This is a genomic window from Marinobacter sp. SS8-8 (assembly GCF_030540945.1).
GTDB lineage: Bacteria > Pseudomonadota > Gammaproteobacteria > Pseudomonadales > Oleiphilaceae > Marinobacter.
Window position 1 is genome coordinate 35695 of the sequence record NZ_JASSVN010000006.1, and the last position, 18581, is coordinate 54275.

The following is an 18581-nucleotide window of genomic DNA, read 5'->3' on the forward strand; positions in this document are numbered from 1 at the left end:
GAATCAGGTCTATGGAATCCTGCGGGGCAACCTTTGTCGGCAAGCGGGCTTGCCTTTCGCGGGCGAGGCCCGCTCCTACAATCAGTTATTGATTTCTGACCAGCTGAACTTGGTGATGCGGTTGCTGATCAGCGAGAACACGTAAACGTCGCCGTCGCCCACCGCCACTTGCTCGGTGTCGAACAGGCCGCCGGGCCGTGTGCCCAGAGTCGGGTCCAGCCAGTGGCCCTGGTAGGCCGGGTCGATAATGCCGGCGCCGTTGGGGCTGTACTGATCCGGGTTGGCCCAGGCGCGCGCCACCATGTTGAAGCCGTCGGCCACCACCAGCGCGTCCTGCTGGGCGTCGTAGGCCAGGCCGGCGGGCAGGAACAGGCGATCCGGGTCCAGGCCGTCGGGGTGATCGTAGGTGCCGCCGCCCAGGCCGAGTTGACCGATCAAGGCACCGTTGGCCGGGTTGAGGGCCTGAATGCGCTGATTGCGACGGTCGGTAACGTAAACGCGGTTATCCAGCGCCAACACCCCGCCGATCTGATCAAAGGTGCCGGCGTCGCCCTGCTCGAAAAAGTCCGGGCCCAGGCTCCAGGTATCGCCCAGGTCGTTGCCTTTGTCGGTATCCGGCCCGCCGGCGTACCAGTTGCCGTTCAGGGTACTGCTGCCGCTGTCGTAGTCGAAACGCCAGATGTAGTTGTCGAAGCTGGTGATGTAAATGCCGTGCTGGTCGGCGGCGCCGTCGTTGATTGCGCTCACCGCCACTGGGTAGTTGGTGTTGCTGGTGCTCAGGCCGATTTCCGGAACCGGCAGGCCGCCGGTGCGGTAGCTCAGGTTGAACAGCTCTTCCAGATTGCCGTTGGCGTCATAGATGCGCAGGCTGGCGTCGCCGGTGTAGGGCCAGGGCAGGGTGACGTCGGCCCCCACCAGAACCGCCACCGCTTCACCGATATTGGGGTCGCTGAAAGTAGCGATACCGGTAACGCCGTAGCTGATGTTGGTGCCGGGGAAGCGGCCCTGGAAGGTGCCGTTGCTGTCGTAGATGTTGATGCGAGTGTTGGGGGTGTCGCTGACCAGCAACTGATCTTTGCTGTCGAGCCAGGCCATGCCGCTGGCGGAGTGCAGTTGTCCGGACAGAGTGCGTGGGTGGCCCCAGTATTCATTGTCGGCCACGGTGCCGACACCGGCGGAGACCGAACAACGCAGCAGTGAGGTGCCGCTGGAATTGGTCCAGCATTTTTTGATGCGGTTATTGCCGGAGTCGCTGACCAGATGCACGCGGGCGTTGGAGTAGTAGTAGCCCCAGGCGTAGATGTTTTCGCGATAAAAGTCGCCGTTGGCGTCGATCATCGGCACCAGATCGTTGGGCAGTTGGAAGGCTTCGTCTTCGGTGCCGGCGCTGCTGGGCGCGCGCATTTCCACCTGATGGATGCCCAGCCGGCCATAGACCCAGTTGGCCTGGGCGTCGGCGCTTTGGCTGCTGCGGTAGCGGATCGGGTTGCTGTCGGTGGTGGCGGCCAGGTTCTCGAACTGCATCAGGCGACCGTTATAGGTGTCGGCCACATAGAGATTGCCGTCCAGATCGGTGCGCACGCCGCGCGGGCGTTTGAGATGATCCACATCGCCGCTGCCATCGCGGAAGCGGCCGAGCATGTCGTCCAGGGTCAGTTGGCCGGTGCTGGTGTTGACGCGGAAAATTTTGATGCGGTTATTGCCGTTGTCGGCCACGTAGAGATAGGTCGCGCCGTTGTCCGGGGACTGATAATAGGTCATGCCCTGAGGGATGCGGTAGCCGTCACGCTTGGCCGGTTCACCGGCGTAGTCGTCGTAGTTGGCCGAATCGGCGCCGTAGTCTTTGTCGACGCCGCGAATGATCGGTCCGGCCCCGACATAGTCGCCACTGCCGTCTTGATGCCCCAGGGTCTGGATCAGGCTGACCTGGTAACCGTTATCAGGATCAATGCTGAACGCTTTGACACGGTGGTTGAACTCATCGGACACATAGATAAAGCCCTGTGGCGTGATGGTCATATTGCGCGGCAGGTAGATGTCCTCGCCGCCACCGTCACCGGGCTGGCCGAAGGAGGTGACGTATTCGAAGTCGCCAGCGGCGGCACTGACGGTGCGGAAGAAATGAATCTGGTGGAGGCCCACGTCGTTGACGTAGAGGCCGGCAAGACGGTCGTCGTCCGCCTCGCTGGCGGACAGGAAAGCGATCCCCAGTGGCGCGCGAATCTCGGGTACGGCGCTAGCCGGGCTGTCCGCCGCCAGGGTCTGGTCGGCGTCGTCGAGCCGGCCGGTGAGCGCGCCGTTGAGGTTCAGCACCTTGATCTCATGGTTGCCCATGTCGGCCACGTAGACGCGTGTGTCGGATGCTCCTTGGGATAAGCTATCGCGGTCGTAGGTGACGGTGGTAGGGGTGTTGAACTGATAGCGCTGCTGCACCGGTTCGCCGCTCAGTTGCGCGGAGCGGTCTTCGTCGGCGAAGGTTTGGAAGGCACCGGCCGTGGGTGGAAGCGCGCCCATCAGCACGGCCCCGGCGAGTAACGCCAGTGGTGTCATTTTTTGTATTTTCATGATTTATCTTCCGTTATTTATTGTTCTCTGGTTATGGTTTTCCGGTGTTGCTTGTCCTTCGTGAGCAGGGCGGAACACCGCCCAGCCCTCTGCTACAGTTTGTTGAGGAAGGTGGCCATGCCCTGGTCCGCTTCGTTGCTGACGATTTGTTCGAGAAAATGCCGGTATTCCGCGTCCAGGCCGGCGGCCACGATATCCAGGTCTGGGCGGGTCAGCGCCAGGGTGTGGCGAACGCTGCCCGGTTTGGCAGCGCGCAGCGCCTCGGCCACGGTGCGGGTGCGGTCGGCCAGGTGGCCCTCTTCGGTGAGGTACTGGACCAGGCCCAGTCGGTGCGCTTCCTCGGCGTCGACGCGACGGTTGGTCAGTTGAATGTCCAGTGCCCGGGCGCGGCCGATGCGCTCCGGCATCAAGGCGGTCCAGCCGCCGTCCGGGCTGTAGCCGACAGCGGTATACCAGGGCGCGAAACTGGCTTTGGGGCCGGCAACGGCGATATCGCAGGCTAGCACCAGACCTGCGGAGCCGCCGGTGACCATGCCGTGCACGGCGACCACTGTGGGCAGCGGCAGGCTGAGCAGATCGAGAATCACCGCGTTGAGCGTGCCCACCACTCTGGCGGCGTAGTCATGGCGTTCGGCACGCGGTGTGTCATAGAAGCCGCCCACGTCGCCGCCGGTGGAGAAGGAGCGCCCTTCGGCGTCCAATATCAGTGCCGCGGGCTGGTCCCGTAGGCAGTGCGCCACCGCTGCGCGAAGGCCGTCCAGCAACTCCGGCACCAGCGCGTTGTGCCGGTGTGGCCGGTTAAGAGTGATGCGCGCCAAATCACCTTCCCGTTGATATTGCACTGCCGTGGTCATGATTTCTCCTTGCCGTCCAGAGTCAGGCCGTTGCGGAACAGGTCGGAAAGGGTGTCGACGATCTCGTCGAAGGGTACGTCCTGTTCCCACAGGGCATAGCGCAGCCCGAGGAAGTTGGACATGCCCATCAGCGCCCACACGCGTACTTCATTGTTGCCGGGCCGGATCTCGCCCTTGCGGGTGGCGTTGGCGAGCATGCGCACATAGCCCCTTCCGAACGCTTCGTAGTAATCCCGGTAGATGGTTTCATCCACGAATTGCGCTTCCTGCAGGACCCGATACAGCGACGGGTTCTCGAACAGATACTGGAGAAACGCCCGCAGCCCTCGCTCTTCCGCTTCCAGACGGTCGCCGGCGCCGAGAATTTCGGCGGCCAGATGGGCGCGCACTTGATGCCCCATATCAAGGACCAGTTCGCGGAGAATTTCTTCCTTTCCGCCGAAGTAGGTGTAGAAGGTGCCCTGGGCCACGCCGGCGGCGCGGGTGATGTCGGAAATACCGGCGCGGTGATAACCGAGCGTGCCGAAAGTGTGTTCGGCGGCTTTCAATATCCGGGCGCGAGTGCGGGCGCCCCGGGCGGTTTTAGGGGCGCCGGGACCGCAGCTGACAGGGTGGGTATTGGCGTCATTGGTCTGGGGGACAGTGGTCATGGCGGGCTTCTTGAGTTCGTGGTTTTGTTGTTTGACAGATGAATCAGTATTCAACTATGTTAGGTTTGGTCTTCCTCCATGTCAACCGGAAGCGGGTCGGCCCCGGACCTGAAGCAGCGATGGTAGGCTGGTTTTTTTTGCTCTGTAGGCTTGCTATTGCCGCATTTGCAAGTGCTCGAGGTTGGCCGAGCAGAAAATTTCACGTTTGTGGGATTTTTCCGAATCCCTCTTGCGGAAAGATGAATCAGTTGTCATATTTTGAATGTAAGCCGCTCGCCTGGGGCAGGCCAATAACCACAATAAATCACGGCCATCGGGCCGGAAAATAAGGGAGAGATTCCTATGAAGCGTCTCATCACCGCGACGGCCTTCACGGTCACCACCCTGACCGCCGCGCCTCTGGCGCAAGCGGCCGATTCCATCCGCATCGCCCATGTCACCGGTTTCACCGGCCCGTTGTCCGCCTACGCGGAGCAGCTCAGCGTGGGCATGGAAATGGGCTTCGAGTACGCCACCGAAGGCAGTATGGAAATTGAAGGTCGCAAGGTCGAAATCATCGATAAAGACACTCAGTTGGATCCGGCGCGCGCCCGTTCGCTGGTGGAAGAAGCCTACGCCGAGGACGATGCCCACATCGTAGTGGGGCCGGTGTCTTCCGGGGTGGCCCTGGCGACATTGCCGATCGCCGAGCAGTACGAACGTATTATTATGCCCGAGGGTGTGGCCGATGCGATTACCGGCGAGAGCTGGAACCGTTATGTGTTCCGGGTTGGCCGTAACTCTTCCCAGGACGCCGTATCCAACGCCGTGGCGCTGGGCGGGCCGGGCGTCTGCGTGGCCACCATCGCTCAGGATTACGCGTTCGGCCGCGACGGTGTGGCCGCCTACAAAGAAGCCATGGAAACCCAGGGTGGGCAAGTGGTGCATGAAGAGTATCTTCCCACCGACGCCACCGACTTCACCGCCGCTGCCCAGCGTTTGTTCGGGGCCCTCAAGGACCGTGACGAATGCGAGCAAGGCAAGTACATCTTCGCCATCTGGGCCGGCAGCGCGAACCCGCTCAGCCGTATCCAGGACCTTCAGCCGGATCGTTTCGGCATCAAGCTGGCCGCCGGCGGCAACATCCTGGCGGCGCTGGTGAGCTATTCCGAATTACCGGGCATGCAGGGCGCCGGTTTCTACTATTTCGAATCTCCGGATAATGAAATCAACGACTGGTTCGTGGAGAAACACATGGAGCGTTTTGACGCCGCTCCAGACTTCTTTACTGCCCAGGGTTTTGCCCAAGCTATGGCGATCACCGCAGCCATCCGTGAAGCGGACGGTTCCACCGATTCGGAAGACCTGATCGACGCCTTGGAGAACCTGGTGTTCGAAACTCCGAAGGGCAAAATGGTGCTGCGTGAAGAGGATCACCAGGCCCTGCAGGAGATGTACCACTTCCGCATCAAGGTCGAAGAGCGTGATGACTGGTTCGCCGACCGGACCGTGAAAGCTGGCGTTCCGGAACTGATCCGCAAAATCGGTCTGGACGAAATGGACATCCCGATTCGCAACAAGCACTAAGACCGCGAGCGGATGCACCCCGTAGGTCGGGTTACGGCCTTCGGCCTGACCCGACCTACGTCTAATCCGACCTAATGTTCAACATCGCATAATTCCAAGAATATATTCCATAACAGGGACCTCCTATGGCCTCCTTGCAATCGCAACCCTCCGCCCAGCCGGTGCTGGAAACCCGCGATCTGACCATTAACTTCGGTGGGCACGTCGCCGTTAACAAGGTTTCCTGTGCGTTTCATGCCGGCACTCTGACCTCCATCGTTGGCCCCAATGGAGCGGGGAAGACCACCTGGTTCAATCTTATTTCCGGACAGCTCGCCGCCAGTGCCGGCAGTGTGCATCTGTTCGATCAGGATATTACCGCGTTGGGCGCCGCGGCCCGGGTCGACAAGGGCCTGGGTCGGGCGTTCCAGCTCACCAGCCTGTTTCCCGACTTGAGCGCGTTGGAAAACGTGCGCCTGGCGGTGGCATCCCGTTATCGCATTGGCCATGTGTTCTGGCAGATGGCGTCCCGTCGCCGGGATATCAGTGATCGGGCCGCCGCCTATCTGGAACAGGTCAATCTGGGCAAGCGTGCCGATACGCCGGTGGCCAATTTGCCTCACGGCGATCAGCGCAAACTGGAAGTGGCCCTGATGCTGGCGTTGGAACCGGAAGTGTTCATGTTTGATGAACCCACCGCAGGTATGAGCGTCGACGAAGTCCCGGTGATCCTCGATCTGATTGCCGACATCAAGAACACGCAGAACAAAGTGATTTTGCTGGTCGAGCACAAGATGGATGTGGTGCGCTCTTTGTCGGACCGCATCGTGGTGCTGCACAACGGTGAACTGGTGGCCGACGGTGAACCGTCGGAGGTGATTGCCTCACCCATCGTTCAGGAAGCTTATCTGGGCGCGCCCCGGGAAGAGACCGCGGGCGAGGAGGGCTGACCATGGCTGATTCCATTCTTTCTTTGTCCGGTGTGCGCGCCGATATCGACCAGTACCACATTCTGCACGGTGTGGACCTGGAAGTGCCCGCCGGCGAACTGACGGTGCTGCTGGGCCGCAACGGCGCCGGCAAGAGCACCACCCTGCGCACCATCATGGGCCTGACCACGGTCACCGAGGGCAAGGTGCGTTTCCGGGGTGACGATATCACCGGCCAGCCGACCCCGCGTATCGCCCGCAAAGGTATCGCGTTTGTACCAGAGAATATGGGCATTTTCAGTTTGCTGACGGTGCGTGAAAACATGGTGCTGGCCGCGGTGAGCGGTCCCATGGATGAGGCCCGGCTGGATTGGATTTTCGATCTTTTCCCGCCACTGAAGAAATTCTGGGACCGACCGGCGGGCAATCTGTCCGGTGGTCAGAAGCAGATGCTGGCCATCGCCCGCGCGATTATCGAACCGCGCGAGTTGCTGTTGGTGGACGAACCCACCAAGGGCCTGGCACCGGCGATTATTGACGACCTGGCCAGGGCTTTCGAACAACTCAAACAACAACAAGTCACCGTGTTGCTGGTGGAGCAGAACTTCAATTTCTCCCGCCGTCTGGGTCAGTCCGCGACGGTGATGAACGACGGCGGGGTGGTCTGGTCCGGCCAGATGACCGAACTCGCCGATAACGATGATCTGCAGCACGAATTGCTGGGTCTGGGGCTCGGCGAGCACCAATAAACCGACGAGTACCCATAAAGAAAAACAGGAGAACAGGACCATGTCGGCGCACGACAAAATTGTTGGTCAACAGAGGTGGCCCCAAGGCGCTATGGCGCGCTTCGCCGCGTTCAGGCAAGACAAGCCGCATATTTTTCTGCTGCTGGTGATGATGGCGGTGGCGCTATTAATGATGGACCCGCGCACCTGGGTGCTGCTGACTATCAGCGGCCTGGCGATGGGTGCCATGGTGTTTTTGATGGCCTCGGGCATGACGCTCACCTTTGGATTGATGAATGTCCTCAATCTGGCCCACGGGGCCTTTATTTCTTTGGGTGCCTTTGCCGGCGCCAGCGTGTTGGTATGGCTGAGCAGCCACGTCAATGAAACTTCGCTGTGGGTCAATATGATCGCGATTTTGCCGGCACTGGGCTTTGCGCTGGTGGTGGCGGGGCTGATCGGGCTGCTGTTCGAACGGCTGGTGATCAAGCCGGTGTACGGCGACCACCTCAAGCAGATTCTGGTCACCGTGGGCGGCTCGATCATTATTATGGAGCTGATCCAAGTGGTGTGGGGCCCCAACGAAATTCCGGTGCCGCGTCCGGAAGCGCTTACCGGTGCTTTCCTGCTGCCTGAATCCCTGCCGGTAATCGGCGGTGTGGCGCTGGAAAAATATCGACTGATCGCGGTGGTGCTGGGTCTGGCGATCTACGGCCTGATGACCTGGGTCATCGAGCGCACCCGGGTCGGTATTCTGATCCGCGCCGGGGTGGAAAGCCGCGAGATGGTGGAAGTGCAGGGCTATCACATCCGCCTGCTGTTTCTCGGCGTGTTCGTGGCCGGTTCCGCATTGGCCGGCCTTGGCGGCGCGATGTGGGCCATGTACCGGGAAATTATCACCGCCCACATGGGCGATGAACTGCTGATCTCGGTGATCGTGGTGATCATCCTCGGGGGTTTGGGCTCCATCAAGGGCTGCTTCTACGGCGCCGTGTTGGTGGGTCTGATCAATCTTTATGTGGGCTATCTGGAACCCCGGCTGGCCGCCGTGGCCACGGTGGGGCTGATGGTGGGCGTGCTGATGTGGCGTCCGCAGGGCCTGATTCCGGTCATCAAAGTCTGAGGAGGCGCGCCATGTTAAATCGTATTCTTTCCGGCGACTATCCGCGCAGCCGCACGCTTTCCGTGCTGTTGGTAGTGATCGGTCTTTGTCTGGCCCTGGGGCCCTTTCTGTTCCCCGGTGTGCGCGCGTTTTCGATGCTGGGCATGATCAGCGTGTTTATTATCGTGGTGGCGTCCTACGATCTGATGCTCGGTTACACGCACATCGTGTCGTTCGCGCATACCATGTTCTTCGGCATCGGCGCCTATGGCGTGGCAATGTCCACGGACGCGTTCGGTTCCAGTTTCGGCGCCGTGTTTATCGGTATCGGCGGCGCCGTGTTTGCCAGCGTATTGCTGTCGTTGCTGCTGGGTCTTCTATCACTGCGCGTCAAAGCGATCTTCTTCGCTTTGGTGACCCTGGCGGTGGCGTTCGCGTTCCTCAGTCTGGTAACGCAGCTTTATACTCTCACCGGTGGTGAAGACGGTTTGGCGGTACGTGGTCCACGTGAACTGGGCCCGGCGTTCCGGCCGCTCGATTCCAAGGTGCCCGGCTTCAGCGTGATCGACTTTATCGCCGGCGTGTTCACCCAGGACAGTATCGGCCAGGCGTTTCAGGACGCCATGTTTGAGGTGCGGGTGAATGGCCGCCATTTGATGCACTACATCGCTTTTGTGACGTCGGTGCTGGTGTTTCTGTTCCTGTTGCGCGTGGTTAACTCGCCGTTCGGCCGGGTGCTGCAGGCGATTCGTGAGAACGAATTCCGCGCCCAGGCGCTGGGTTATCGCACCGTGTTTTACCGTACCGCGGCGGTGGTTGTGTCGGCGGTACTGGCCACCGTGGCGGGGGTGCTGTTCGCGTTGATCAACCGTTATGTGAATCCGGAGAACACCCTTAACTTCGAGTTGATGGTGTTCATCCTGCTGATGTGCGTGATCGGTGGCATGGGCACGCTGTATGGGGCCGTGGTCGGCACCGCGGTGTTCCTGCTGGCACAGAATTTTCTGCAGGATTTCCTTGGCTTATTGGTGCAAAAAGCGGAACCGGGTAGCCTGTTCGCCGAGCTGGCGGGCCCGGACCGCTGGCTGTTGTGGTTCGGTCTGTTGTTTGTTCTGAGCGTGTATTTCTTCCCCTCCGGGATTGTCGGTCAGTTGCGCCTGTGGGCGGTGCGGCGCCGCGAACAGAAGGTGGGCCATGCGTCGTCGGCGGCCGGTCGAGAGCTAAGACAGCCGTAGTAGTCATGCGCCTTGAACAAGGCGTCGCGGCGATCACCAGCGACTTGTATTCGATGACGGCCTTTGGCCTAACCGGGCTTACTCATCGGGTAGAGTGATGTTCAATTCCGGAATTTCGCAACCGGAGCCCCGGTCCACCTCCACGTACTTCTGCACCACCCTCAGCAGTTCTTCCTGTAGTTGCGGCGGGTAGTCGGGGCCCCCACGGGTCAATGTCATCAACTTACCTGATTACTCATGTTAATCAGACGCCATTTCGCCGGCTTGGCCTATACTGGTGTTATGGCCAGTAGAGGAGGTAACCTCATGGCGCGCAGCCCCATCCAGTTCCAGCCCGGCCTGTCATTACCGGCGTGTCTTAAGCAGTACGGCACGGAATCGCGGTGCCAGCCGCCCTCTTCCTACGCCCAACAGGCCATTGCCCCTGGCAGGCCAGGACACCACCGAGGACTTACAGGCTGCTGAAGATGGCTGAGTCTTATGCGTAATCAGGAAAAGAATTGTGGTACTATGATGCCCGAGGGTATGACAGCACTCGTGGGGATGAGACACATGCAAAGCTCCTGGTTAAATTTTCAGCAAGAATAACCGTGTATACCGTCTTGTATATCTGAAGTCATTGGTTTCCTAAGTGCATGATTTTTAACTGCGGTAAGAGTCGCCCGCTCACCATCTTTTTTCCTTCGGCATCGTTAACAGTCCATTCCATGAATGTCTCCGATTTTCATTTTGACCTGCCGGACGAACTGATCGCCCGCTATCCGCTCAAAGAACGCAGTGCGTCCCGCTTGCTCTGTCTGGATGGCCTTTCCGGCGAGCTCGACCACCGGGTCTTCAGCGACCTTCCCGAACTGCTTCAGCCCGGCGACCTGCTGGTGTTCAACAACACCCGGGTGATTCCTGCGCGCCTGTTTGGCAAAAAGGAAACGGGCGGGCAGGTAGAGGTGCTGGTTGAGCGGATAACCGCAGCGCATGAAATTATTGCCCATGTCCGGGCTTCAAAGGCGCTGAAAGAGGGGCAGAAAGTCATCCTTGAAGATGGTACATCTTTACGGATGTCCGGCCGGGACGAGGCACTGTTTCATCTGGTGTGTGAATCTGAAGAACCCATGCTGGATGTGCTTGAGCGCATTGGTCACATGCCGTTGCCGCCCTATATTGATCGCTCAGACGAATCCACTGACCGGGACCGGTATCAGACGGTCTATGCCCGGGAAGCCGGTGCTGTGGCTGCGCCCACCGCAGGCCTGCATTTCGACGAGGCACTGCTGGCAAAACTGGCCGCCCGCGGCATAGAAAGTACGTTTGTCACGCTACACGTTGGGGCAGGCACCTTCCAGCCGGTGCGGGTAGACAAGATAGAAGACCATGAAATGCACAGCGAGGTTGTGCATGTTCCCCGGGAAGCGGTTGATGCTGTAGAGCGAACCCGGGCCAGGGGGGGGCGTGTGGTTGCCGTGGGCACCACCTCGGTACGCTCCCTTGAATCCGCGAGCCGTGGCGGCCGTCTCAGGACCTTCACCGGTGAGACCGACATCTTTATATACCCGGGGTATCGTTTCCAGACGGTCGATGCCCTGGTAACCAACTTCCATTTGCCGGAATCCACGCTGATCATGCTGGTCAGTGCCTTTGCCGGCTATGACAATGTGATGGCGGCCTACCGAGAGGCGGTGAAGGACCGATACCGCTTTTTCAGTTACGGTGACGCCATGTTTATTGCCGGGCAGGAACCCAGCCGGGGCATGTTGCTGGGATCTGCCTCAGAATCCGATGAAACCGGCAACGATACCGCCGGGGAGGCCTTGTGACACAGACCTGTTTCATGTCGTTCGAAAAATTGGGTGAGGACGGGTGTGCTCGTCGTGGCCGGCTGACGTTTCCCCGGGGTACCGTTGAAACCCCCGCGTTCATGCCCGTTGGCACCTACGGCACCGTCAAGGGTATGCTGCCCAGGGATATCCATGAAATCGGTGCGGAAATCATTCTGGGCAACACCTTTCACCTGATGCTTCGGCCGGGCACGGAAGTGGTCAGGGCCCATGGCGACCTTCATGATTTCACCCAATGGCAGGGGCCGATTCTGACTGATTCCGGTGGCTTCCAGGTATTCAGCCTGGGTGATATGCGCAAGATTACGGAAGCGGGTGTTACCTTCCGCTCGCCGGTGGACGGTTCGCCGGTGGAGCTGTCGCCGGAGATCGCTATTCAGGTTCAGCGGGATCTGGGCTCGGACATCGTCATGATTTTTGATGAGTGTACCCCTTACCCTGCGACAGAGCGCCAGGCCAAAGATTCCATGGAGTTATCCCTGCGTTGGGCACAGCGCAGCAAGGATGCCCATGAAGGCAATCCGGCGGCACTGTTCGGTATTGTTCAGGGCGGCATGTACGAGAACCTGCGGGCCCGCTCCCTGGATGGCCTGACGGATATCGGTTTCGACGGCTATGCCATTGGTGGTCTCTCGGTCGGCGAGCCTAAGGAGGATATGGTCCGCATTCTGGATCACCTGTCGCCGAGGATGCCGGAAAACAAACCCCGGTACCTGATGGGTGTCGGCCGCCCGGAAGATATTGTTGAGGCAGTGCGGCGCGGTGTGGATATGTTTGACTGCGTAATGCCGACTCGGAATGCCAGAAATGGCTATCTTTTCACCTCCACCGGCATCGTCAAGATCCGCAATGCCAGGCACCGTCATGACACTGTGCCGCTCGATGAGCGTTGTGACTGTTATACGTGTCAGAACTTTTCGAGAAGTTATCTGCATCATCTGGATAAATGTGGAGAAATTCTGGGCGCTCAGTTGAACACGATTCATAACCTGCGATTCTACCAGAACCTGATGGCCGGATTGCGTGGGGCTATTGAAGCAGGTACATTGTCGGACTTTGTAACCGACTTCTATGCCCAGCGTCGAGAGACAGTTCCACCATTGGGCAATGTTTGATCTATTCGCTTAACCAACGGAGATATTCAATGAAATCAATTAAAATGCTCGTTGCCGGCCTGATGGCTCTGATGCCCGCGCTGGCCATGGCTCAGGACCCGGGTGCGCCGGGGATGGGCGTTATGGGTCAGGTAATCTTTTTTGGTGGTTTCATCCTGATTTTCTACTTCCTGATCTGGCGTCCGCAGTCCAAGCGTGCAAAAGAGCACAAGGCGTTGATGTCTGGTCTGAACAAGGGTGACGAAGTTGTGACCTCCGGCGGTGTTGCCGGCAAGATCACCAAGGTAACGGACGATTTCATCGTTGTTGAAATTGCAGACAATGTCGAAGTCAAGGTCCAGAAAGTCGCTGTTGCCGCAGCCCTGCCCAAGGGCACGCTCAAGGACATCTGAGCGAGGGCCATTTAGCCGGCCATCCCTGGTGGCCGGACTGAATCCTCCTGGCTGAAACATCACGGCCGGCCCGTTGGCCGGCTACAAAGGGATCCCATGCTGAACAAGTATCCGCTTTGGAAGAACCTGGTTATCCTGGTCACGCTTGTGATCGGGTTTATCTACGCTTTACCCAACCTCTTTCCCGACGACTACGCCATCCAGATTACCGGCGCGCGCAGCAGCACCGAAGTGAATGCCGGCGTACTCGACAGGGCTGTTGATGTTCTTGAGAGCCAGGGCATCGAGGTGAAAAGCAGTACTCTTCAGGATCGGAATGCCCTGATCCGCCTGACAACCTCGGATGGCCAGTTGCGGGCGCGCCCTCTTGTGCAGGCCGCATTGGGTAACGAATACCTGGTTGCGCTGAACATGGCTGCCTCAACGCCCGAGTGGCTTCGGAGCCTGGGCGCCGGCCCCATGAAACTCGGCCTCGACCTTCGCGGCGGTGTCCACTTCCTGCTGGAAGTGGACATGGAAACGGCGGTCAGCCAGCGCCTGGAAGCCATGTCCGGCCAGATCAAACGGGAATTGCGGGAAGGTCGGATCCGCTACCGCGGCGGAGACGTTCAGGATAACCGGGAGATTGTTCTCAGCTTCCGGGATGAGCCATCCCGGACCAAAGCCTTCGATCTGGTTCGTGACCAGTACAACGAGTTCCTTCTGGACGAGCAGAGAAAAGGTGATGAGTTCCTTCTCGTACTGACCCTGTCGGAAGCGGAAGTGACAGCGATTCAGGATTATGCCCTGGAACAGAACCTTACAACCATCCGTAACCGGGTAAACGAGTTGGGCGTAGCCGAACCCCTGGTGCAACAGCAGGGTGCCGACCGAATTATCGTTGAGCTCCCCGGCGTGCAGGATACCGCCCAGGCCAAGCGTGTGCTCGGTGCCACGGCGAACCTTGAGTTCCGTATGGAAGCCCGCCAGGACGCGTCGAGCGGCGAAACCGAGGAGTTCAGTTTCCGGGACCAGCCCCAGCGCACCGCCCGCCTCGAGCAGGAGGTGATTGCCACTGGTAATAATGTAGCCAATGCCCAGCAGGCCTTTGATGAGAATGGTCAGCCCCAGGTCAATATCACCATGGACTCTGTTGGGGGTGATCTGATGAACCGGGCCACCCGCAATGCGATTGGCCGGAGGATGGCGGTGCTTTTCATCGAGTATCGCACCGAAACCGAAACCCGCATGGTCGATGGTGAGCCTCGGGAAGTGGAAAACCGCGTCGTTGAAAAGGGCATTATCAGCCTTGCCACCGTACAATCCGCCCTGGGCAGCAGCTTCCGGATAACCGGTCTTGATTCCATCCCGGAGGCGGCCGAACTGGCGCTGCTGTTGCGTGCTGGTGCCCTGGCCGCTCCGATGTACTTTGTTCAGGAAAGGACCATTGGCCCCAGCCTCGGCCAGAAGAACATTGATGCCGGCGTGATGTCCGTTGCCCTTGGCTTCGGGCTGGTGTTGCTTTACATGCTGGCCTACTACCGTGGATTCGGTGTGGTCGCGAATATTGCACTGACACTGAACCTGATGCTTCTGGTGGCGTGCATGTCGATCCTTTCCGCGACACTGACCTTGCCCGGTATTGCCGGTATCGTTCTGACTGTGGGTATGGCGGTGGATGCCAATGTCCTTATCTTTGAGCGGATAAAAGAGGAGCTGAAGGCCGGCGCTCCGCCCCAGACCGCGATCAACGCCGGTTACTCCCGGGCCTTCGTTTCCATTTTTGATGCCAACATCACCACCTTGCTGGTTGCCGTGATTCTCTTTGCCATGGGCTCCGGGCCGGTGAAAGGGTTTGCGGTAACGCTGAGCATCGGAATCCTGACGTCGATGTTCTCGGGCCTGATGGTCAGCCGCGGCATCGTTAACCTGGTTTATGGTGGCCGCAAGGTCGAGAACCTGTCGATCGGAGGAAAGCTCGCCAATGTCTGAAGATCAGAAACAACCGTTTGATTTCATGGGGTTCCGGAAGATCGCTTCCGTCGTTTCGATCACACTTGTCCTGGTGTCCGTTGCCCTGTTGGCTACCCGTGGTCTGAATTTCGGCATGGACTTCACCGGCGGCACATCGGTCGAGTTCGAATATGCGGAGGCGCCGCAGCTCGATGACATACGCTCCCGGCTGGACGCCGCGGGTTATGAACAGTTTTCCGTACAGAATTTCGGCGCGGACACCCTTGTTCTGGTACGGATGGCTGAGGCTGGCAACGATAAGCTTGCCCCTGCAGTTACCCGTACGCTCGAAGCTGGCGGAGTTGAGCTTGAACTGATCAGTTCCGAGTTCGTCGGCTCTCAGGTGGGCAAGCAGCTCAAAGAGGACAGCGGTCTGGGATTGCTGATCGCGCTGGCGGTGGTGCTGATTTATGTAGGCATGCGCTTTCAGTTCAAGTTCGGTATCGCATCGGTCTTGCCACTGGCTCACGATGTTATTATTGTGCTTGGCGTGTTCGCACTGTTTCAGTGGACGTTTGATCTTACCGTTCTGGCGGCACTTTTGGCGATCATCGGCTATTCTCTGAACGACACCATTGTTGTCGCTGACCGTATTCGTGAAAATTTCCGGAAGATACGGGTTGGTGAGCCCTGGGATGTCATCAATCAGTCCATTCACCAGACCATTAGCCGGACAATCAATACCTCCGGGACTACCCTGGTGGTTCTGCTTGCGCTGTACTTTTGGGGCGGTGAGGCGATCAATAACTTCGCGCTTGCCCTGATTATCGGGGTGGTGGTTGGTACCTACTCGTCGATCTATGTATCCGCGAACCTCCTGATGGTGATGGGGGTTTCCCGTGAAGACCTGATCATACCGCCGAAAGAAGGTGCTGCGGATGCGGATGAGGAAGAGCAGCCGCCGGAGTGGCTGAACCGGATGTAGGTGCTTTTGCGTCCTTAACAGACACAAAAAACCGCCAATATGACGTTGGCGGTTTTTTGTGTCAGGAGGATTCTGAAGTCTTAGCGGGGTAAACGACCCCGGAAGGGGTGAAGCACCTTCAGGACGTCGCGGAACAGTTTTGGATTGGCTACCACCAGTTGGCGTGCGTTTCCGGTGGACGGGTTGCCCGAGAAATCGCCAGTCAGCGCGCCGGATTCCATCGCCAGTGTGACACCAAGATCGAGTTCCGCGGCTTCCGGACGGAAAATGATTGCGGCGTCCATAAGCCCGGCCGATACACGGGCGATATCGAGCACCACACAGCCGGAAGTTCGGAACATGCCGGAATCCCGCGCAAGAACGGCGGCCATTTCACCCCAGAGCAGAGGGTCTTCGCTCTTGCGTGCCTGGTCGAGCAGGTTGGTGGCGATGGCGGCTTGTCCCGCCTGCCGGATTTCCGACGTGCGCACGCGACGGCTGTTCAGGGCGGCGCCATGGCCCCGGCTGGCAGAGTATTCCTCGCCGGTGACAGGGTTCACCAGAAGCAGGTTTTCAACACGGTTATTCTTTTTCTGGGCAAGGGCCAGGGCAAATTCAGGGATGCCCCTGAGAAAGTTTTCACGGCCCAGAACCGGGAAAACATGCCAGCTTTTCTCGCTGGTGCCGGCACTCGCTTCATTCAGGGCGGCGATGCTGTGGTCCTTGTAGGCTTTTTCGAGCTGCTCGGCAAAATTGTCGTATATTGACTGCTCAACCCGCTCCAGCTGGAGACGGCGTTCTGAGTCGTCTTTGCCGGTGGGTTCCTGGCGCTCGAAATGGGCTTTCAGATAATCGGACCCCTGACGCGCGACGCGCAGGGCCATTTTAATCGCTGGTTGCATCTGAGTGTTCATTATCCGGGTGTGTGAAGGCCGCGTATGATAGCAAAAGATCACCCCGCTTGTATGTTTTTTGACTCTGCAATAGCACGGATAACCATAGGTTACGGGTTCTCCGGAGGAGCAGGGTGCCGGTGGTTTCTGATATCATTGCCGCCCTGATCAACAACCTTGGGCCTGATGATAATGCACAAAAGCGCACTTCCACAGGAAGGGACGGAGACATTTCAGGGTCAGATCCGGATTGTTCTGGTGGAAACATCCCATTCGGGCAACATTGGTGCTGTCGCCCGGGCCATGAAGAATATGGGATTGGGTAATCTCTGGCTGGTTAATCCGTGCGCTTTTCCAGACGAGGCCTCCTATGCCCGTGCAGCGGGTGCATCCGATGTTCTCGATCATGCGCAGGTGGTTTCCTCGCTGGATGAGGCGCTGGCGGATTGTGTTCTGGTGATGGGAACAAGCGCCCGGGGCCGAAAGGTGCCCTGGCCGGTTTGCGCGCCGCCAGAAGCAGCCGCTGCCGCCGCCGGGCACGCGGAAGGCGGGCCGGTAGCCCTGGTGTTCGGCCGGGAGAGCCATGGCCTGAGCAACGATGAGTTGCAGCGCTGCCATTATCACATCCACATACCCTCCAATCCGGATTACAGCTCCCTGAATCTGGCCATGGCCGTGCAGGTGATGTGCTATGAATTACGAATGTATTACCTGCGCAGCCTTGACGGTGGGGCAGGGAGCCCATCCCTGAAGTCGATGACCCGGCCCGGGGACGAGGGTTGGGACGTGTCGCCGGCCAGAGTGGAGGATGTGGAAGGGTTTTTCCGGCACCTTGAGCAGATGCTGATTGATGTGGATTTTCATCGACGCGAGAACCCGAGGCAATTGATGACCCGCTTGCGGCGACTGTTTCAGCGAGCCAGACTTGATCAGATGGAGATCAATATTCTCCGGGGCATTCTCACTGCCGTACAGAAGGCGGCGGGCACCCGGGACAACAGTAAACCAGCGGAGGCCGGCAGCACGGCGACGGGACAGGACAATGGCCATGTTTGAGCGTTTGCGGGAAGACATAAATAGCGTTTTTCATCGGGACCCCGCAGCCCGGAACACCTTTGAGGTGCTTACCAACTACCCCGGTTTGCATGCGCTGCTTTTTCATCGCTTTTCGCACTGGCTGTGGAGTCTCGGGCTTAAGTGGCTGGCACGGACCATTTCGACCATCGCTCGCTGGCTGACTGGCATTGAAATTCACCCCGGGGCAATGATCGGACGCCGCTTTTTTATCGACCATGGCATGGGCGTGGTGATTGGCGAAACCACCGTAATAGGCGACGACGTAACGCTCTATCAGGGCGTTACGCTCGGAGGAACCAGCTGGAACAAGGGTAAGCGCCATCCTACCATTGGCAACAGTGTGGTGGTTGGCGCCGGAGCCAAGATCCTCGGGCCCTTCGAAGTGGGTGAGGGTGCCAAAATCGGCTCCAATTCGGTGGTTACCAAGGCGGTCCCTGCCGGGGCAACGGTGGTTGGTATTCCCGGCCGCGTTATTGTTAAAAGCCACAACGAGGACGATGTTCGCCGCAAGGAAATGGAAGAGCGCATGGGCTTCGATGCCTACGGGGTTACCGAGGAGATGCCGGATCCCGTTGCCCGGGCCATGCGGTCGCTGCTCGACCATATGCACGCGGTGGATGACCGTATCGAAAACATGTGCAAGGCCCTCCGCAAGGTAAACAGTGAATACCAGAACGGGGAGCTGCCACCGCTGCATGAAGAGGATTTTGACTGCGTTCGCGATGAAAGTGACACCCAGAACTGAATACTTGACTGGTTTAGTGGGTC

At 59.0% G+C, this 18581-nt stretch carries 17 protein-coding genes; 12 read left to right on the forward strand and 5 right to left on the reverse strand.

The window, feature by feature from the left end; translation table 11 throughout:
• Positions 1 to 81 precede the first annotated feature (81 nt).
• The 3 genes from QPL96_RS08025 to QPL96_RS08035 all read right to left on the reverse strand — a co-directional run bounded on the left by QPL96_RS08025 (position 82) and on the right by QPL96_RS08035 (position 4069).
• A complete protein-coding gene (locus QPL96_RS08025) occupies positions 82 to 2565 on the reverse strand; it encodes an NHL repeat-containing protein (RefSeq protein WP_303286862.1) in 2484 nt (827 codons plus the stop codon).
• Between the two features lie 92 nt (positions 2566 to 2657).
• Entirely contained in the window at positions 2658 to 3419 is a 762-nt protein-coding gene (locus QPL96_RS08030; RefSeq protein WP_303286863.1) for an enoyl-CoA hydratase/isomerase family protein, read from the reverse strand.
• Positions 3416 to 4069 carry a TetR/AcrR family transcriptional regulator gene (locus tag QPL96_RS08035; RefSeq protein ID WP_303286864.1) on the reverse strand — a complete coding sequence of 218 codons (654 nt, stop codon included), beginning with the start codon at positions 4067 to 4069 and terminating at the stop codon, positions 3416 to 3418. Before QPL96_RS08035 ends, QPL96_RS08030 begins: the two co-directional genes overlap by 4 nt.
• 342 nt (positions 4070 to 4411) lie before the next feature.
• Between QPL96_RS08035 and QPL96_RS08040 the strand changes: the two genes are divergently transcribed.
• The 5 genes from QPL96_RS08040 to QPL96_RS08060 all read left to right on the forward strand — a co-directional run bounded on the left by QPL96_RS08040 (position 4412) and on the right by QPL96_RS08060 (position 9608).
• Positions 4412 to 5635: a substrate-binding domain-containing protein gene (locus tag QPL96_RS08040; protein WP_303286865.1), complete on the forward strand. Its 1224-nt coding sequence runs from the start codon at positions 4412 to 4414 to the stop codon at positions 5633 to 5635.
• A 125-nt stretch (positions 5636 to 5760) separates the two neighbouring features.
• Complete coding sequence (locus tag QPL96_RS08045; protein ID WP_303286866.1) at positions 5761 to 6564, forward strand: ABC transporter ATP-binding protein; 804 nt, start codon at positions 5761 to 5763, stop codon at positions 6562 to 6564.
• 2 nt (positions 6565 to 6566) lie between these two features.
• Positions 6567 to 7292 carry an ABC transporter ATP-binding protein gene (locus QPL96_RS08050; protein ID WP_303286867.1) on the forward strand — a complete coding sequence of 242 codons (726 nt, stop codon included), beginning with the start codon at positions 6567 to 6569 and terminating at the stop codon, positions 7290 to 7292.
• Positions 7293 to 7332: 40 nt separating this feature from the next.
• Entirely contained in the window at positions 7333 to 8394 is a 1062-nt protein-coding gene (locus QPL96_RS08055) for a branched-chain amino acid ABC transporter permease (protein WP_303286868.1), read from the forward strand.
• An 11-nt stretch (positions 8395 to 8405) separates the two neighbouring features.
• Positions 8406 to 9608 (forward strand): branched-chain amino acid ABC transporter permease, encoded by a 1203-nt coding sequence (locus QPL96_RS08060; protein WP_303286869.1) that lies wholly within the window; start codon positions 8406 to 8408, stop codon positions 9606 to 9608.
• A gap of 78 nt (positions 9609 to 9686) precedes the next feature.
• On the opposite strand, the gene QPL96_RS08065 is transcribed toward QPL96_RS08060, so the two are convergent.
• A complete protein-coding gene (locus QPL96_RS08065; protein WP_303286870.1) occupies positions 9687 to 9827 on the reverse strand; it encodes a cell division topological specificity factor MinE in 141 nt (46 codons plus the stop codon).
• Positions 9828 to 10315: 488 nt separating this feature from the next.
• Between QPL96_RS08065 and queA the strand changes: the two genes are divergently transcribed.
• The 5 genes from queA to secF all read left to right on the forward strand — a co-directional run bounded on the left by queA (position 10316) and on the right by secF (position 15864).
• Positions 10316 to 11419 (forward strand): tRNA preQ1(34) S-adenosylmethionine ribosyltransferase-isomerase QueA, encoded by a 1104-nt coding sequence (queA, locus tag QPL96_RS08070; RefSeq protein WP_303286871.1) that lies wholly within the window; start codon positions 10316 to 10318, stop codon positions 11417 to 11419.
• A 14-nt stretch (positions 11420 to 11433) separates the two neighbouring features.
• Positions 11434 to 12555 carry a tRNA guanosine(34) transglycosylase Tgt gene (tgt, locus tag QPL96_RS08075; RefSeq protein WP_303286873.1) on the forward strand — a complete coding sequence of 374 codons (1122 nt, stop codon included), beginning with the start codon at positions 11434 to 11436 and terminating at the stop codon, positions 12553 to 12555.
• A gap of 29 nt (positions 12556 to 12584) precedes the next feature.
• The gene (gene yajC, locus QPL96_RS08080) at positions 12585 to 12947 is read left to right on the forward strand and encodes a preprotein translocase subunit YajC (RefSeq protein WP_303286874.1); all 363 of its coding nucleotides are present in this window, start codon (positions 12585 to 12587) and stop codon (positions 12945 to 12947) included.
• A gap of 96 nt (positions 12948 to 13043) precedes the next feature.
• Positions 13044 to 14918 carry a protein translocase subunit SecD gene (gene secD, locus QPL96_RS08085; RefSeq protein WP_303286875.1) on the forward strand — a complete coding sequence of 625 codons (1875 nt, stop codon included), beginning with the start codon at positions 13044 to 13046 and terminating at the stop codon, positions 14916 to 14918.
• The gene (gene secF / locus QPL96_RS08090) at positions 14911 to 15864 is read left to right on the forward strand and encodes a protein translocase subunit SecF (RefSeq protein ID WP_303286876.1); all 954 of its coding nucleotides are present in this window, start codon (positions 14911 to 14913) and stop codon (positions 15862 to 15864) included. The genes secD and secF overlap by 8 nt, the downstream gene beginning before the upstream one ends.
• A gap of 80 nt (positions 15865 to 15944) precedes the next feature.
• Here secF and QPL96_RS08095 read toward each other — a convergent pair whose 3' ends face one another.
• Complete coding sequence (locus QPL96_RS08095; RefSeq protein WP_303286877.1) at positions 15945 to 16745, reverse strand: inositol monophosphatase family protein; 801 nt, start codon at positions 16743 to 16745, stop codon at positions 15945 to 15947.
• Between the two features lie 183 nt (positions 16746 to 16928).
• Here QPL96_RS08095 and trmJ point away from each other — a divergent pair, with 183 nt between their 5' ends.
• Both trmJ and cysE read left to right on the forward strand, forming a co-directional pair.
• Complete coding sequence (gene trmJ, locus QPL96_RS08100) at positions 16929 to 17792, forward strand: tRNA (cytosine(32)/uridine(32)-2'-O)-methyltransferase TrmJ (protein ID WP_303286878.1); 864 nt, start codon at positions 16929 to 16931, stop codon at positions 17790 to 17792.
• Positions 17785 to 18558 (forward strand): serine O-acetyltransferase, encoded by a 774-nt coding sequence (gene cysE / locus QPL96_RS08105; protein WP_303286879.1) that lies wholly within the window; start codon positions 17785 to 17787, stop codon positions 18556 to 18558. Before trmJ ends, cysE begins: the two co-directional genes overlap by 8 nt.
• Positions 18559 to 18581 lie beyond the last annotated feature (23 nt).